Annotated in this window: 14 protein-coding genes; 3 read left to right on the forward strand and 11 right to left on the reverse strand. The window is 67.6% G+C overall.

Annotated elements, in window-relative coordinates; translation table 11 throughout:
* The first annotated feature begins 5 nt into the window (after positions 1 to 5).
* Positions 6 to 629 (forward strand): Sjogren's syndrome/scleroderma autoantigen 1 family protein, encoded by a 624-nt coding sequence (locus tag ACQUQR_RS16945; protein WP_435197578.1) that lies wholly within the window; start codon positions 6 to 8, stop codon positions 627 to 629.
* On the opposite strand, the gene ACQUQR_RS16950 is transcribed toward ACQUQR_RS16945, so the two are convergent.
* A complete protein-coding gene (locus tag ACQUQR_RS16950; protein ID WP_435197579.1) occupies positions 626 to 3,106 on the reverse strand; it encodes a DEAD/DEAH box helicase in 2,481 nt (826 codons plus the stop codon). The genes ACQUQR_RS16945 and ACQUQR_RS16950 overlap by 4 nt on opposite strands.
* 106 nt (positions 3,107 to 3,212) lie before the next feature.
* Here ACQUQR_RS16950 and ACQUQR_RS16955 point away from each other — a divergent pair, with 106 nt between their 5' ends.
* A complete protein-coding gene (locus tag ACQUQR_RS16955; RefSeq protein ID WP_435197580.1) occupies positions 3,213 to 3,686 on the forward strand; it encodes a cation:proton antiporter regulatory subunit in 474 nt (157 codons plus the stop codon).
* Positions 3,686 to 4,861 carry a cation:proton antiporter gene (locus ACQUQR_RS16960; RefSeq protein WP_435197581.1) on the forward strand — a complete coding sequence of 392 codons (1,176 nt, stop codon included), beginning with the start codon at positions 3,686 to 3,688 and terminating at the stop codon, positions 4,859 to 4,861. Before ACQUQR_RS16955 ends, ACQUQR_RS16960 begins: the two co-directional genes overlap by 1 nt.
* Here the strand turns inward: ACQUQR_RS16960 and ACQUQR_RS16965 are convergent.
* The 10 genes from ACQUQR_RS16965 to ACQUQR_RS17010 all read right to left on the reverse strand — a co-directional run bounded on the left by ACQUQR_RS16965 (position 4,833) and on the right by ACQUQR_RS17010 (position 16,477).
* Positions 4,833 to 5,399: a dolichol kinase gene (locus ACQUQR_RS16965; protein WP_435197582.1), complete on the reverse strand. Its 567-nt coding sequence runs from the start codon at positions 5,397 to 5,399 to the stop codon at positions 4,833 to 4,835. The two genes, ACQUQR_RS16960 and ACQUQR_RS16965, sit on opposite strands and share 29 nt — an antisense overlap.
* A 4-nt stretch (positions 5,400 to 5,403) precedes the next feature.
* A complete protein-coding gene (gene glyS, locus ACQUQR_RS16970; RefSeq protein WP_435197583.1) occupies positions 5,404 to 7,140 on the reverse strand; it encodes a glycine--tRNA ligase in 1,737 nt (578 codons plus the stop codon).
* On the reverse strand, positions 7,137 to 7,991 hold the full coding sequence (locus tag ACQUQR_RS16975; RefSeq protein WP_435197584.1) for a CBS domain-containing protein: 855 nt from the start codon (positions 7,989 to 7,991) through the stop codon (positions 7,137 to 7,139). Before ACQUQR_RS16975 ends, glyS begins: the two co-directional genes overlap by 4 nt.
* Before the next feature lie 121 nt (positions 7,992 to 8,112).
* A complete protein-coding gene (locus ACQUQR_RS16980; protein WP_435197585.1) occupies positions 8,113 to 8,676 on the reverse strand; it encodes a DUF7529 family protein in 564 nt (187 codons plus the stop codon).
* A 37-nt stretch (positions 8,677 to 8,713) separates the two neighbouring features.
* Complete coding sequence (locus ACQUQR_RS16985) at positions 8,714 to 9,163, reverse strand: DUF7555 family protein (protein WP_435197586.1); 450 nt, start codon at positions 9,161 to 9,163, stop codon at positions 8,714 to 8,716.
* Positions 9,163 to 10,734 (reverse strand): ABC transporter ATP-binding protein, encoded by a 1,572-nt coding sequence (locus ACQUQR_RS16990; RefSeq protein WP_435197587.1) that lies wholly within the window; start codon positions 10,732 to 10,734, stop codon positions 9,163 to 9,165. Before ACQUQR_RS16990 ends, ACQUQR_RS16985 begins: the two co-directional genes overlap by 1 nt.
* Positions 10,731 to 11,801, reverse strand: a complete 1,071-nt coding sequence (locus tag ACQUQR_RS16995) for an ABC transporter ATP-binding protein (protein ID WP_435197588.1) — start codon at positions 11,799 to 11,801, stop codon at positions 10,731 to 10,733. The genes ACQUQR_RS16990 and ACQUQR_RS16995 overlap by 4 nt, the downstream gene beginning before the upstream one ends.
* The gene (locus ACQUQR_RS17000) at positions 11,798 to 13,312 is read right to left on the reverse strand and encodes an ABC transporter permease (RefSeq protein WP_435197589.1); all 1,515 of its coding nucleotides are present in this window, start codon (positions 13,310 to 13,312) and stop codon (positions 11,798 to 11,800) included. The genes ACQUQR_RS16995 and ACQUQR_RS17000 overlap by 4 nt, the downstream gene beginning before the upstream one ends.
* A gap of 3 nt (positions 13,313 to 13,315) precedes the next feature.
* Positions 13,316 to 14,398 (reverse strand): ABC transporter permease, encoded by a 1,083-nt coding sequence (locus tag ACQUQR_RS17005; RefSeq protein WP_435197590.1) that lies wholly within the window; start codon positions 14,396 to 14,398, stop codon positions 13,316 to 13,318.
* 240 nt (positions 14,399 to 14,638) lie between these two features.
* A complete protein-coding gene (locus tag ACQUQR_RS17010; RefSeq protein WP_435197591.1) occupies positions 14,639 to 16,477 on the reverse strand; it encodes an ABC transporter substrate-binding protein in 1,839 nt (612 codons plus the stop codon).
* Positions 16,478 to 16,536: the final 59 nt, after the last annotated feature.

Consider the following 16,536-nt stretch of genomic DNA (forward strand, 5'->3'; position numbering starts at 1 on the left):
CCCATATGAGCGAGTTCGACAAGGAGGCGGAACGCGAGAAGCTCCGCGAGAAGTTCGAACGCGACAAACAGAAGCGCCAGGCGACGGAGCGCATGTCCGAACTCCTCCTGAAGGGAGCGACGATGACGAACCACCACTGCCAGCGCTGCGGGGACCCCATCTTCCGACAGGACGGTGAGGAGTTCTGTCCCACGTGCGGCTCCGGCGTGGCGGTCGAGGAGAGCGGGCAGGCGAGCCAGCCGACGGACGCCCAGCCCGCACCGGACGCTCAGGAACCGCCTGCGGAGGCGGGGGAGGAGCCGACCGCCGAACCGACGCCCGAGCCGACGCCCGACCGGGCTACCGAATCGGTCGACGCTCCCACAGCAGCGGAGCCGACACCGGTCGAGGAGCCCGCGGAGCCGGCTCCCGAACCGACCCCAGAGCCGACACCCACCACGAACCGCCAGCCCGCCTCGCCGGCTGTCGATGCCGACGCCGAGGACGACCTCGCGGCCGCCCGCGCGTCGCTCACCCGCACGCTCACGCGGATGGCGAAACGCGCCGAGGGGGCCGAGGACCCCCGGAGTGCCACCGCCTATCTGGAGGCGGCGAAGGAGGCCGCCGAGGCCCTCGACGCGCTGCGCTAGGCGTCGTACCGCGAGCCGACGACCTCCCGCACCCGCGTTGCGGTCACCTCGCCCACGCCCGTCACCTCCAGGAGGTCCTCCGTCTCGGCGGTCATCACCGCCTCGACGCTTCCGAAGTGCTCGAGCATCGCCCGCGCGGTGACCGGCCCGACCTCCGCGATGGAGGAGACGACGTACTCCTGTTGCTCTGCCAGCGTTTTCGAGGCCTTCTGCCCGTGGACGCTCACCGACCGGTCGCGCGTCTCCTGTTCGCGTCTGGCGATGGTTTCGAGCATGTCGGCGGTCTCCCCCTCGTCCGCGGTGCGGAGGATGCTCACGCCGAAGTCGACGGCGAGGGAGGCGAGTGCCCCCCGAATCGCGTTCGGGTGGACGTTCCGAGCGCCGTAGAGGTCTCCGCCCTCGATGATGACGACGGGCCGGGAGTAGAACCGCCCGGCCTCCCCCACCTGCTCGAACATCGAGCGGTCGCTTCCGAGCAGGGTATCGAGGAAGTCCTCCACGCTCTTGCGCTCGACGACGACCCTGTCGGAGAGGATGTAGTCGCCCACCTGGAGCGTTTCGAGGCGGGTGCGGATGCCCTTGCGCGTCGAGAGGTCCCGCGCGATGTGCGAGTCGAGTTCGCGCTGGTCGACGACGATTTCGACCTGGTCGTCGTCGGTGCCCGCGCTGGCGACGACGCGGTCGTCCTCGATACTCTCCTCGTCGCTCTCCGACTCGGCTGCGTCCGTCTCGGCCTCCTCGCCCGACTCCGCCGGCGCGAAGGAGTCCAGCCCGGCCTGGCCGTCGCCCGATTTCGAAGGGGAGTTCGCGTCCGATGACGCACTCGTGGCGGCCGTCTCCTCGCTGGCGTTTTCTTCCTCTTCGTCTGGCGTCTCTTCCGACCGCTCCCCCGCGAACGACTCGAGCGACTCCTGGCCCAGCTCCGCCTCGATGCTGTCAGCCACGCCCTTCAGCTCACGTAACTCCGACTGCATGCGTTTCTCCTCGCGGCGGGACATCCAGAAGAACGCCTCGTCGCGGGTGTCGTTCGCGATGAGGACGACCACCCGGCCCTCGCTCGCTCTCCCCGTCCGCCCCTTCCGCTGGATGGAGCGGATCCCCTTCGGAACGGGCTCGTAGAACAGCACCAGATCCACGTCCGGCACGTCCAGCCCCTCCTCCGCGACCGATGTCGAGACGAGCACCTGGAACTCCCCGGCTCTGAAGTTATCGAGGGTCTCCTGCTGTTCCGTCTGGGTCATCCCGTCGGAGCCCTGCTTGTCGCCCTGCCCGACGAACTTGTGCGTGGAGAAGTGCTCGCCGAGGAACTCCGTGAGATACTCCGCCGTGTCCCGCGATTCCGTGAAGACGATGGCGCGTTCCCCGTCCGCGAGCCCGAACGTCTCCGCCAGCAGGATGCGCGCCCGCCTGAACTTCGGGTGGAGGTCGTCGAACTGGTCGGCGAGCCGCATCGCCTCCCGCACCCTGGGCTCGGAGACGAACCGCTGGCTGGCCTTCGACGCCCCTGACGTTTTCGCGGCCTCGCGCTGGCGCTCGAAGTACCGACGAAGCGACTCCACCGACTGCGTTTCCACGAGCTCCGTCGCGCGCCGGAGCTTCATGATCTCCGCGTGGGCGCTCATCCCCTGATACCCCTCCGACTGGTCGTTGTCCATCAGCCGGCGGAGCTGGCCGCGCATCTCGTTCAGATCGCGCTGGGACATGTTCGGGTCCGTCGAGTTCGTCACGCCCAGCTGCTTGAGCTTCTCCAGCCGGTCCGTGATGACCTCGTTCAGCGCGTCCCGGATCTCGAGGACCGTCTCTGGGAGGTCGAGGTGGATCCACTCCACCTCGGTGTCGTAGGTGTGGTCGGCCACGTCGGCGTCGTCCTCCGTCATCACCTCCACCTCCCGCAGCCCGAGGTTCTCACACACCTGCAGGATGGCCTCCTTGTCACCACCCGGGCTCGCGGACATGCCGGTGACGAGCGGGCGGTCCGCGTCCGAATGATAGCGCTCGGCGATGTAGTTGTAGGCGTAGTCGCCGGTGGCGCGGTGACACTCGTCGAAGGTGAGATGCGTCACGGGCGCGAGGTCGATGCGCGATCCCACGAGGTCGTTCTCGATGACCTGCGGGGTCGCCATGATCACTCGCGCGGAGTTCCACAACTCGGCGCGGTCGTCGGGGCGTACGTCGCCCGTGAAGACGACGATCTCGTCGTCCGGAATCTCGAGGGCCTCGCGGTAGAACGCGGCGTGCTGCTGGACGAGCGGTTTGGTGGGCGCGAGCATGAGCGCCTTCCCGCCGCAGGTCGCGAGCCGGTCCGCGGTGACGAGCAGCGAGACCGCGGTCTTTCCCAATCCTGTGGGGAGACAGACGAGGGTGTGGTCGTCGCTCGCGGCCTCCGCGAGCGTGACCTGATACGAGCGATGCTCGATGAAGCCGGGCGTGAGGAGGGGTCCCTCGACGTACTCCGTCCCGGCGTCCGATGCCGCCATTACCCCTCCTTCCGCCTCACCGCGAATAAGGATTCGCCCACCGGGGTGAAAGTGAACGACCCGATGGTGGGCCGATTTTATGCACCCCTGCGCCGAACGCGGGGGTATGACCGTCTACGAAGCCGACGTTCCCGGCGTCGGTCGGAAGTTCGAACTCGAGATGGACGATGGGGCGCGTGCCGTCGTCCTCATCCACCACGACGGCCGCAGAGAGCTGTTCAAACGCCCCTCACCCGACGCGGACTCGGAGAAACTGCTCGGTCTCTCCAGCGAGCGGGCCCGCCAGCTGGGGAGCATCCTCTCGGGAGCCTACTTCGAGAGCGTCGCCACCGAGGATCTCTCGGTCCCCCTCGGCGACTCCATCATCGAGTGGACGGAGGTCCCGGACGACTCGCCGCTCGTCGGGCGCACGCTCGGCGAGACGAACCTCCGGGGGGAGACGGGCGTCTCCGTCATCGCGGTCCAGCGCGGCCCCGACACGCATCCGAACCCCGACGCCGACTTCACCCTGCAGGCGGGTGACGTGCTCGTCGGGCTGGGGACCCGCGAGGAACACGCCGCCCTCGCCGAGCGCTGCTGATGGCGTCGGTCGGGGGATCGGTCCTGCTGGAGGCAGGCATCGTCTTCGCCGTGCTCGCGCTCGGTGGCGCCATCGCCTTGCGCGCCCGCCAGTCCGTCATCCCCGCGTACATCCTCGCGGGCATCCTCGTCGGGCCGTTCGGTGCCGGTCTCGTCGAGACGCGGGAGTTCATCGTTCTCCTCCGGGAACTCGGGATCGTCTTCCTGCTCTTCTTCATCGGCCTGGAGTTCAACCTCGACCGCCTGCTCGCGGCGCGAAAGCGGGTGGTGCGCGCGGGGGGCGCAGACCTCCTCATCAACGGGACGGTGGGGCTCGTCGTCGGGGTCGTACTCGGCTTCACGCTGTTCGAGTCGCTGTTCGTCGCGGGAATCGTCACCATCTCCTCGTCGGCCGTCATCACGAAGACGCTCATCGATCTGGGCTGGATCGCGGACCCCGAGGCCGAGGCCATCCTCACCGTCCTCATCGTGGAGGACGTGGCCGTCGCCGTCTACCTCGCCGTCCTCGCGGCCGTCGCGCTCGGTGGCTCGCCGGAGGGCTCCGCGATCTCGCTCGCCATCTCCATCGCCGTCATCGTCGCGCTCACCGTCCTCGCGTTCAAGGGGACGGGCATCCTCGAACGCCTGCTCGATACGGACTCCGACGAGCAGTTCCTCCTGCGCATCGTCGGGATGGCCGTCCTCGTCTCGGGGCTCGCGCTCGCCGCGGGGGTCAGCGAGGCTGTCGCCGCGTTCTTCCTCGGCGCGGCCATCGGCGGGACCGAACAGGCCCACCGCGTCGAGCGGGTCATCACCTCCGAGCGGGACCTCTACGCCGCGGTGTTCTTCCTCGCCATCGGCCTCGACACGAACCCGGGACTGCTCCCGGCGGTGGCGCTCCCGCTCGCCGTGCTCGTCGTCGCCACGACGGCCTCGAAGCTCGCCTCGGGCTACATGGGGGGCCGGGCGTACGGCCTCGACACCCGGCGCTCTACCAGGGTGGCACTCGGGCTCGTCGCCCGCGCGGAGTTCTCGCTCGTCATCGCCGCACTCGCGGTACAGGCGGGGGTCGATAGCAGAATCGTCGCGCTGGCAGTCGGCTACGTCCTCGTGATGAGCGTCCTCGGAACGGTGCTGATGCGCCACTCCGACCCGGTCGAGCGCTGGGTCACCCGGCGAACCGAAGCCCGAGGGTGATGGCCCCGGCCGCAGCTGGCGGAATCGTCAGGTTGTCGTCGACGACGTAGCCCCGGACGACGGGCTTCACGCCGTCGGCGACGGTCGCCGCGAGCCCCCCCAGAATCGCCGGCACGGACGAGACGAACGGGAGCGCGAGGAGCGTACAGACGCCGAACATCGCGAGCAGGACGAACGTCCGTTTTATCGGACGGAGTTCGCCGGTGCTCAACAGGCCAGAGATCGGGTCCGCGACCGCGAGCATCAGCATTCCCGGCACCGCGGCCGCGGGGGAAAAGAGCCACGCCGTCGCCGTCATCGACAGCACGTACAGCGCGTAGCCCGCGAGGTGGTCCTGTTCGTACTCGCGGGTGAGCCGGTCGAAGATGCGGAGCTCGAGGCGCTGTGAGAGGCGGAGGGCTTCGAGCGCGAGCGCCACCGCGCTCGCGAGGAGGAGGAGTCTGCCGGTGTTGGTCCACGTCAACACACCGCTCACGTACGCGAGCGGGAAGACGGCTCCCGCGGCGTGGACCAGTCGGCGCTCGACCTCCGGGCGCACGGGCCTAGAGATCCGAGAGCGATTTGCTCCCCATCCGGAGCGCGGTCAGCGTCGCCGGCAGCTCGTCGATGGCGACGCGGGCCTGCTCGGTGGAGTCGCGTTCCCGCACCGTGACGGTGTCGTCCTCCAGCGACTCGTAGTCGACGGTGACGCAGTAGGGCGTACCGATCTCGTCCTGCCGGCGGTAGCGCCGCCCGATGTTGCCGGACTCGTCGTACGCCACGTCGAAGCCGGCACTCCGCAGGGTCGCGGCGATCTCGTGTGCCCGGTCGTCGAGGCCGTCTTTCCCCATCAGCGGGAAGACGCCAACGGTCGTGGGGGCGACTTCGGCGGGGAAGGAGAGGTAGTCGCGCGCCTCGCCGTCCACCTCGTCCGTCCGGTAGGCGTGCGCGACGACGGTGTAGAGGATGCGGCCGATACCGAACGAGGGCTCCACGACGTGCGGCGTGATATGCTCACCCGACTCCGTGACCTCCTCCACGCTGAAGTTCGCCACGGCCGTCGCCACCTCGATTTCCTCGCCGTCGACCTCGACGGTGACGGTGTCGCCCTCGAACGCCTCGCGGTCGGTCTCCGCGAGGGTCTGGAGCGCCTCGGCGATGTCCGCGGCCTTGCCGCCGTACTCGGGGCCGAGCGTCGACATGTCGGGGTCGACGCTCGCCCGCTCGACCGTCTTCGGCTCGTCGTAGGCGCGGAAGACGGTGAAGTCGTCGCCCGAGTACTCGCCGTGTTTCGAGAGGTCGTAATCCGACCGGTAGGCGAACCCCGTGATCTCGATCCAGTCGCCGCCGATCTCGGACTCCGCGTCCCAGCAGTCCGCGGCGTAGTGGGCGCGCTCGCCCGCGAGGTGCTGGCGGAATCGGAACCGGTCCATGTCGACGCCGATGCGCTCGTACCAGTCGAGCGAGATGCCGAGATAGTAGGCGATCCAGTCGGAGCCGACGATCCCCTCCTCGACGGCCTCCTTCACGGTGACGTACTCGATGCCGCCGTCCTCGGCGTGCTGGTTCTCCGCGGAGTAGAGCGGGAGCTCCACGTCCGCGACCCGCGAGAGGTCCGGCTCGTCGCGCTCGGGGTCGATGAAGTGCTCCAACTCCGCCTGGGTGAACTCACGCACCCGAAGCAGCTGCCGTCGCGGCGAGATCTCGTTCCGGTAGGCGTTGCCCACCTGGGCGACGCCGAACGGGAGCTGGCCGCGGGCGTACTCCTTCAATCGCGGGAACTCCACGAAGATGCCCTGTGCCGTCTCGGGCCGGAGGTAGCCGGGCTGGGCGGAGCCGGGACCGATGTCCGTGGCGAACATGAGGTTGAAGTCCTCGACCGGCACCCCCGCAAGGGACTCCCCGCAGGTCGGACACTCGAGGTCGTGCGCCTCGAACAGCGCCTCCACCTCCTCTAAGGGAAGCGCCTCCGCGTCCTCGATGTCGGTCGCGTCCTCCACGAGATGGTCCGCGCGGTGGGAGGTCTCACACGCGGGACACTCGATGATCATGTCGTCGAACCCCTCTAAGTGCCCGGAGGCCTCGAAGACGGGCTCGGGCATCACGTCGGGGGCGGAGACCTCCATGTGGCCCTCCTGGGTGACGTAGCGGTCGCGCCACGCGTCCTCGATGTTGCGTTTCAGGGCCGCACCCTGCGGGCCGTAGGTGTAGAAGCCGGCGACACCGCCGTACGCGCCGTTGGCGGGGAAGAAGAAGCCCCGACGACGGGCGAGCTCGCCGACGCGCTCCAGCTCGCTCATGCGTCGAGGGCCTCCAGGAGGTCCATATCGCGGACGATACCGACGAGCTCGTCGCCGCTCAGGAGGGGGATCTGCTCGATGTCCTCGCGGATCATCACCCGCGCGGCCTCCTGGGGGGTGCGGCGCTTCGAGATGGTGACGAGCTCGCTGCTCATGAACTCGCTGACGGGGTCGTCCGGGAACTCGACGTTCCGGGTCGGCATGTAGCGGGAGCCGACGGCCTTGATGCCCTCCCACATCCACTCGTCGTCCTGGTTGGCGATGGCGTCGCCGGCGTTCTCCTCACCCTCGACGATGCGGGCGACGGCGACGATGTCCACCTCGGTGAGCATCCCCTCGGGGGTCCCCTCGTCGTCGAGGACGACGGCGTAGGCCACGTCGGCGTACGCCAGCTGGCGCTCGGCGACGGGCAGCGGCGTGCCGCGGTAGACGGTGTTGACGGCGTGGCCCGCCAGCTCCCCGATGGCGCCCTCGCCACCGACCGCCCCCTCGGCGATGGCGCGGACCACGTCGGTGATGGTGACGATCCCGGTCAGCTCCCCGCCCTCGAGGACGGGAACGCGGCGCGCGCCGGTCTCGCGCATCAGCGCGGCCAGCTCCGCCATCGTCGCGTCCACATCGACGGTCGGGACCTCCTCGACGAGCAGCGCGAGCTGGTCCTCCTCCGGCTCCGCGATGAGCATATCGCGGGTGACGAGCCCGCGGAACTCCTCGCCGTCGTCCGTCTCCTTCACGACGGGGACGGAGGAGAACTCGTACTCCTGGAAGTATTCGAGCGCGTCCTCGCGGGTGCCGGGGATGGAGACGGTCACCAGCGACTCCCGCGGGGTCATCACGTCGGCGATTTTCATGATACCGTGGGGTGGGAGCGCCGTCGTACTAAGTCCTTGCACTTCGTGTGCGGCGTTTACACCCGATTCGGGGTCGTCGGGGTCGCGTACGCGCGGAGAAAACGAAAGGGGGGACGCGGCGCTACTCCTCGTCGCTGATGGGGTCGTAGTCCACGTAGTCGTCGAACTCCTCGTAGTGGGGGAAGAACTTCTCGGGGTCGGAGTGCCGGAAGGAGGCGATGTGCGTCTCGTCTAACAGCTGGACGTGCGTGTACATCTCTCCCTCCTTCTTCGCCGTTCGCACGAGCGGCCCCGCGAACATGAGCTCGTACTGGCCGGCGAGGAAGATGGCGGTCTTCGAGTCGGGGTCACGCAGGACGATGACGTGGAAGACGTTGCCGTCCGCCTCCTGCCGGAACACGTCGTACTCCGGGAACGCCCCCTTCGAGAAGGCGGCCTCGAACCCCTCGGCGAAGTTGTTCGGGATGACGTGGACGAGCCCCCACCGCCCCTCCTGCCCCGAGGAGGGGTTCTCGGGGCCGACGTCGCCGGCGGCGACGGTGAAGGTGTCCCACCCCTCCTGTTCGTACTCCTCGGCCAGCGCGTTCATGTCCGCGATGGTCCCCTCCCACGCGCTCTTCAGCACGTCGGCGTTCGCCGCGATGCGGTCCGCGTATCCGAGGTCCTCCTCGCCGATTTCGACCATGTATGCGTGTTCTCCTCACGCGGGATATATCCGTTGGTCAGATGCGAACGCCGCCGAGTTCGAGCAGTAGCGAGATGGCGAGCATCACGACGCTCCCGACGAGCAGCCGACCTCCTGTGGAGAGGCGCTCGGTGGGGGACGGGTCGAACCGCGACAGCGGTGGGAGTCGGCCGGCGAGCGCGGCGATCCCCTCCGCGTCACGCGAGTTCGACAGGTCGAGCGAGAACCGGGCGTTCTGCTTGTACGGGGCGGCCGGGCGCAGGCGGAACGCGCCCAGCGCCATGAAGAAGAAGCCCAGGACGAACAGCAGCCACTTCGCGGCCAGAAGCGGCCGCACGGTCGCGATGGCGTCCGGCCCGCGCGCCACGAGCGCGAGGGCGTACGCGGCGACCGACGCCACGAGCACGACGACGCCCGAGAGGACGACGCCGTACTGCAGGCCGTCGAGCGCGCGCAGCGCCCACGTCGAGCGACGGGCCGCCGCCATCAGACGTCGAACGCCTCGCCGAGGATGGTCCCCGGCTCGTCGTGTTCGGCCTCGTGGCGGTGACACAGCGAGGTGCGCCCGGCCTCGCTCACGGTGTGTAACTCGGGTTTCCGGGTGTCACACTCGCTGCCGAACTCTTCGCGGAGGTACGCGACCGCCTCGTCCTCTCTGTTCCTGGCGACGAGCCGTTCGGCCTCGTCGATGTGCGTCTGGACGTTCGGCGGCACTTCGAGGTCGCCGAACACCTCCGCCGTCAGCTCGGAGATGTCCGAAAAGCGGGTCTCCATGCCGAGATACGACTTCGCGATCTCGGTGAGCGAGCGGTCCGCCCGCGACCGTTCGCGGACGATCTCGCGGAGCACCTCGATACCCTCCCAGACCTCGTCGTCCACGTCGGCGTACTGGTCGGGGCGGATCTTCGCCGGACACCGCGTCGAGAACGGACAGCCGACCGGCGGGTCACGCGGGCTGGGGGGTGTCCCCCGGAGGGTGATCCGCTTCTTCTCCGAACTGGGGTCGGGCTCCGGGATCGCCGAGAGCAGCGAGAACGTGTAGGGGTTCGCGGGCTCGTCGAACAGCTCCTCGGTCGGGCCGAGCTCCATGATGTTCCCCAGATACATCACCGCGACCCGGTCGCAGATGTGGCGAACGACCGAGAGGTCGTGGGCGATGAACAGGTAGGTGAGCCCGAACTCCGTCTGGAGGTCGTCCAGGAGGTTCAGGATCTTCGCCTGCACGGACACGTCGAGCGCCGACACCGGCTCGTCGAGCACGACGAACTCGGGTTCGAGCGCGAGCGCGCGGGCGATGCCGATTCGCTGGCGCTGGCCGCCCGAGAACTGGTGCGGGTAGCGGTAGTAGTGCTCCTCGCGCAGACCGACGGTCTCCAGCAGCTGGCGGACGTGCGCCCGGCGCATCCGGTCTTTGGATTTCGTGACGTTCACCGTCACCGCCGTCGTCCCGCCGCTCGCATCGACGCGCACGTCGATATCCGAGGCGGGGTCGAGCGGCATCTCCTCGCGCACGTCGAGCTCGTAGCTCCCGCCCGTGACGGTGACCGTAAGGTCGACGTTCCGGCCGGTCGCGTCCGGGGCGGCCTCGGTGACGAGCTTCCCGTTCACCGTGGAAGGGCCGTCGGCGATGACCTTCACGGCGAGGTTGGGCCAGTCGTGGACGTCCAGCGGCTCGCGGATGATCTCCCCGACCGTCATCCGGTCGTTGAGCGAGGACTCGGGGTCCTGAAAGACGATCTGGGCGTCCCGCCGCCACTCTTTCAGCTCCGCGCCGGAGAGGGTCGTGATGTCGCGCCCGTCGAACAGCACCTCGCCGCTCGTCGCCTTCTCCAGCTGGACGAGGGTGCGCCCGAGGGTGGTCTTCCCGCAGCCGGACTCCCCGACGAGTCCCAGCGTCTCGCCGCGGTGGATCTGGAAGTCCACGCCGTCGACGGCCTTCACGGGGTTGTCGTTGAGCAGCCCGCCCGTCTCGTAGTACGTCTTCAGGTCGTTCACGTCGACGAGCACGTCGTCGCGTGCCGGTGCGTCCACGCTGTCGGTGTTGATGGCTTCGCTCATCGGATCTCCTCCTGCGTCTCACCGCGGGCGCGGTGGGTCTCCACCGCCTCCTCGCGGGACTGGTCCTCGGGGTACAGCAGACACGCCGCCGTGTGGTCGGTGTCGTCGCGTCCCACCTCGACGTTCACGGGGTGGACCGCGTCGCAGGCGTCGAACGCCTCGGGACACCGCGGCGCGAACCGGCAGTAGGTCGCCGGCTCGTTCGGCGTCGGCACGTCCCCCTCGATGGTGCGCAGGCGCTCCTCACCGGGGTGCATCCCCGGAATCGACTGGAGCAGTCCCTGCGTGTACGGGTGTTTCGGGTTCTCGAACAGCTCCCCGACCGGGGCGCTCTCGATGACCTCGCCCGCGTACATCACGTTCACGCGGTCCGCGATGTCCGCGATGACACCCATGTCGTGGGTGATGAACATGATGGCGAGCCCGCGCTCCTCCTGGAGCTCCTTCAGGAGCTCCAGAATCTGCGCCTGGATGGTCACGTCGAGTGCCGTCGTCGGCTCGTCACAGATGAGCAGCTCCGGGTCACACGCCAGCGCCATCGCGATGACGGCCCGCTGGCGCATCCCGCCGGAGAACTGGTGGGGGTACTCGTTGATGCGACGGCGGGCGTCGGGGATGGAGACGGCCTCGAGGAGGTTGATGGCCTCCTTCGTCGCCTCCGTCCCGCGGAGTCCCTGGTGGAGCCGGAGCGCCTCTTTGATCTGGTTCCCGACCGTGTAGACGGGGTTCAGGGAGGTGAGCGGGTCCTGGAACACCATGGCGATGCCGGAGCCGCGGAGCTTCCGGTACTGCGCCTGCGTCTTCCCGACGAGCTCCTCACCCTGGAACCGGATGGAGGAGCCGTCGAGGATACGCCCCGGGCTCTCGACGAGGCCCATGATGGACCGCGCCGTCACGGACTTCCCGGAGCCGCTCTCCCCGACGATGCCGACCGTCTCCCCCGCGTGGATGTCGAAGGAGATGCCGTCGACGGCACGGATGACCTCCTTGTCGGTGAAGAAGGCCGTCCGCAGGTTCTCGACGGCGAGGACGGGCTCCTCGCGGGCGCGCTGCTGTTGGAGGCTCATCCGCCACCACCTCCGGCGGCCGCGACCTCACTGCCGGCGTCGCCACCACCACTCTTCGGGTCGATGGCGTCGCGGATGCCGTCACCCATCGCGTTGAACGCGGTGACGACGAGCACGATGAGCACGCCGGGGATGAAGGAGATGTGCCACGACTGGGTCGCGACGTACCCCTGTCCCATCGAGATGGCTCGGCCCCACTCCGGCGTCGGGGGCTCGATGCCGAGCCCGAGGAACGACAGCGCGGAGGTGCCGATGATGATGCCACCCAGCGTCATCGAGCCGTAGATGAGCAGGTAGCCGAGGATGTACGGCAGCATGTGCTTCTTCATCGTCGAGGTGGCCCGCTGGCCGTAGGAACGGGCGGCGTCCACCCACTCCTGTTCGGCCACCTGGAACGCGGGCCCACGCACGGCCCGCCAGAGGAACGGCCAGCCAGTGAACCCGAAGATGAGCGCGATCAGGAACCCGCCGTTGTAGATATCCGAGAGCCAGTGTTGGGCGAACACCACTGACACGAGGATCAGAAGCAGGAGCTGCGGGATGGTCATGATGGAGTCCCCCGCGATGACCACGGCGAGGTCGACCAGCCCCTTGTAGTAGGCCGTGAGGAGGCCGAATATCGCCGCGAGCCCGCCGCTGATGCCGATGGAGACGAGCCCGATGAACAGCGAGATCCTCGCGCCCGCGGCCATGAAGGTAAACAGGTCCTTCCCGGGGGTCGGTAAGGTCCCGAACGGGTGGAACCGCGAGTACTGGTCGTACTCCCACGGGCCGGTGTTCTTCGAGCCGGCGCCGTCGGAGGCGGCCGCGAGGTTGGCGGTGCCGACTGCGACCTCCTGGACGGAGTCGGTCTGCGTGTCGAAGTACTGGACGGTGTGTTCGTACGGGCGCTTGATGTTCTGGTCGACGGTCGTGGGACCGAGCGCCGGCGCGAACAGCGCCAGCGTGAGGAACATCACGACGATGAGGAAGCCGAACTGGCCCCAGCGGTGCGAGCGCAGCCGGTTCACCACGTCGTCACGCGGCGTCCAGTCCGCATACCGGTAGTGCTTGCGGAAGACGAAGTAGCCGCGGACCAGCCAGCCGATGAAGAGGAACGAGTAGGCGTAGACGAGCCCCACGCGGAGCAGCCACGCGTGTTTGGGGGAGAGACCCATGAACGTGCTCTTCCACGGTCCGTTGAAGATGTAGCGGGGCGAGCCGTTCTTCGGCTGGATGACCTTGTCGACGCCGTTCGCGTCGTACCCCTGGTTCGGGATGGTCTCGCGCGAGAGCAGCGTCGGGATCTGTTTGGCGGCATCGAGCAGGCCGGTGAGGAACTCCATGCCGGGGTTGCCCCCGGGGATGGCGTTGCTGAAGGCGATGGCGAAATCGACGAGCGCCGTCGCCAGCGCGCCGATTTCGAGTACGAGCAGCAGCGCGAACCCGGCCAGCCAGAGCATGGCCGGACGGGGGTTGTTCCGGATCCGCTCGAGAAGCGGTGCGTCCTCGGTGACGGTGGTTACACTCATTTGTCAGTCCTCGTACCCCACGCGGGGGTCGATAAGCGTGTACAGGAAGTCCTGGATGATGTTGATCGCGAGCGTCAGGACGATGAAGATGAAGATGAGCCCGCCCGCGAGCGGGAGGTCGCCCTGCTTGACGGCCTTGAAGTAGAGCAGGCCGATGCCGTTGATGGCGAAGACGGATTCGACGAGGACGGACCCGCCGATGAGCAGGAACGCCTCGCCGGTGATGATCGGGACGAGCGGGATGAGCGCGTTCCGGAAGACGTGCTTCCAGACGATGATGCGCGGGCCGAGCCCCTTCGCCTTCGCCGTCTCGACGTAGTTCGAGTTGATGGTCTCTAAGACGGCGGTGCGGCCGATCCGCATCTCGTTGCCCATCGAGGAGGAGCCGAGCACGAGCGCGGCCGGGAGGATCCACTTGATGGCGGCGACGAGGTTGGTGAACGCCGTCTGGACGTTCGCCACGGTCAAGCCGGCCTCGAGCGGCCGGTAGATCGTCCTCAGGTCGGGGGCGCCGATGACCCCGTCCGTCTGGACGAGAAAGTTCTCCCACGCGACGCCGAACAGCTGTTCGGACTGGGTGAGGATGCCCGAGAGGATGACGGCCAGCCAGAAGTTCGGCATGGCGCGCCAGACGATCCCCCCGAACGAGGCGGAGTAGTCGGAGAGCGTGTTCGGGTTCAACCCGGCGTAGAAGCCGAGCGGGATGCCGACGAACAGGGCCACGAGCACCGACCAGAAGCCGAGCCAGATGGTCTTCGGCGCACGGGAGGCCATCACATCGTAGACGGAGGTGTCGGGGCTGATGACCCACGACGTCCCGAGGTTGAAGGTGAACAGGTCGACGATGAAATCGAGGTACTGCTCCCACAGCGGGACGTCGACCCACTGGTTGGGCCCGACCTTGCGTTCGATACCGAGCTGTACGGCGATTTCGTGATACTGTTGCGGGTCGCCCGTCGGGCCGAGAATCGCGGCTACGGGGTCCGTGGGACCCGCACGGATGATGAGGAAGGTGATGGACGTGGAGAACACGAGGATGGGTATCGCGAGGAGTACCCGCCGGAGGAAGTAGTTCCACCGGCTCACGCGTGCTCACCTTCCGGGCTGTGAGGGTGTCTCATTATTAATGCGGCTGATATGGATTTGCTGTTTTCGGCAATTATCTCTTTCGTTCCTCGCCGAATCGCGGGGTACGGGCGGTGTAGCATTATCTTCGCGGTATCGCTCCGGGTTCGAATATGTCTGTGTCAGTACACGTGTATCGGTCCGACCACACGACCCGCTATGCGGCGGGCGGCGTCGAAAGAAAGGTCGGATTCGGGTGGTCTACTGCTCCTTCCAGGTGTGGTTGTGCATCATACGCGACGGGCCCATGGCACCGTGCAGCGGGATGTGCACGTCGTTGTAGTGCATCGGCTCGTTGATGCCGTGGAAGGTGTTGACGAGGATGACGTCTTCCCAGTTCGCCTCCTCCATCGCGACGTAGGCCTCGTTGCGAATCTGCTGGGCCTCTTCGGTGGGCTGGCGGTTCGACGTGACGCGCTCGTACGCGTTCTTCGCCTTCCGCTTCGCGGCCGTGTTCCGGTCGTCCCAGTTCGTGTAGGTGAGCGGCCCGGGCTGCGACGTGTCCGTCCGCGGCGGGTAGATGAGCTGGAGGAAGTTGTCCGGCGCGGGCCAGTCGGCGATCCAGCCGAGCGTGTACGCCTGGAGGTTACCGGAGCGGCCGCGCTGGAGCAGCGTCGAGAACTCCGCGGACTCGATCTGCATGTCGATGTACGCGGCCGAGAGGCGGTCGCGCAGGATCTGGGCCATCTGGTTCCACGTGTCGGAGACGTAGTGGGTGAAGGTGAGCTGGAAGCGGTTGTTCTCGCCGTAGCCAGCGTCCTCCATGACCTGCTTTGCGGACTGCAGGTCGACCGTGTTGTAGCCGTAGGGGTAGTTCTCCTCGGCGTGCTTGCGGTACGCGTTCCCGCCACCGGGGTAGATGAGCGGCGGCGTCAGGTGATACCCCGGCGCGACGCGGCTCTTGAAGACCTGGTCGGCGAACTCCTTCTGGTTCGTCGCGTAGGCGACGGCCTGACGGACGGGCTTCGGGACGTTGTTCGTGTTGAAGCCGAAGTAGAAGGTGGACACCTCGGGGACACGCGCGTAGGCGACGGTCTCGCCGTTCTGCATCGGGCCGTAGGTCCCGATCTCGCGGCCGAGGTCGTCGGTCCGGTTGATCGTCGCCAGCGAGGGGTTGTACTTCGAGGTCGGGATGCCGAAGGCGTCCGCGTTCTTGTTCTGTACGTACTGGTACGCGGCGTTCGGGTCCTCGATGACCGCCCAGTGGACGGCGTCGAGGAACGCCACGTCACCGTGGTAGTCGTCGTAGCGGACGACCTGTGCGTCCTCGCCCTGGTTCCAGAAGTCGAACTGGAACGCACCCGCACCGATGGGGTTCTGGGTGGCGAACTGCTTGTGTTCCTCGGGGTTGTCGTTTGCTCCCTCGCCGACGATCCCTTTCGGGATGGCCGCGAACGAGGTGTACGCGAGCATCGAGAGGGTGCTGGCGAACGCCTGCTGGAGGTCGAACTCCAGCGTGTACTTGTCGGGGGCCCGGACCGCGAGCGAGCCGGGGACGTAGTTCCCGTCGCTGTCGGTCTCGTGTTTGATGCCGAGCGAGTCGAGGATGAAGTAGACGCGGTTGGAGTTGTCCGAGCCCGCGAGCCGTTCCCACGAGTAGATGATGTCGTCGGCGGTGACCTCCTTCCCATTGTGGAAGGTCGCGCCCTGCTTCAGGTTGAAGGTGTACGTCGTGAAGTCGTCGCTGGTCTCGTAGGACTCGGCGAGCTGCTTGACGACGGCGGTCTCGCCGTTCGGGTAGTTCATCAGCGCGTCGAAGACCTGCTGGATGATGCGGCCCGAGGCGGTGTCCGTCGCCTTGATGGGGTCGAACGTCGTGATCGTGGAGTTGATCAGTTCGAGGGTGCCGCCCTTCTGGGGGGCCGGCGTCGACGTCTCCGTCGGCTCCTCGGTCGATCCGCCGCCCTCGGTGGGCTCCTCGGTCGGCGTGGGGGTGTCTTCACCGCCGGTACATCCGGCGAGGGCAACTGCGCCCGCGGTACCACCCGTCGCCTGCAGGAAGCGACGGCGTGAAAGGCTGTTCGCTCTTGTGAAGTACATTGTTGGTGAGTCAGAGAACTGCTCTGACAATCTCTTTGAGTGCCTCTCGACCCGGTTTG

Origin of the sequence: Natronomonas sp. EA1 (assembly GCF_051195035.1) — an archaeon.
Taxonomy (GTDB): Archaea; Halobacteriota; Halobacteria; order Halobacteriales; family Haloarculaceae; genus JBNTJV01.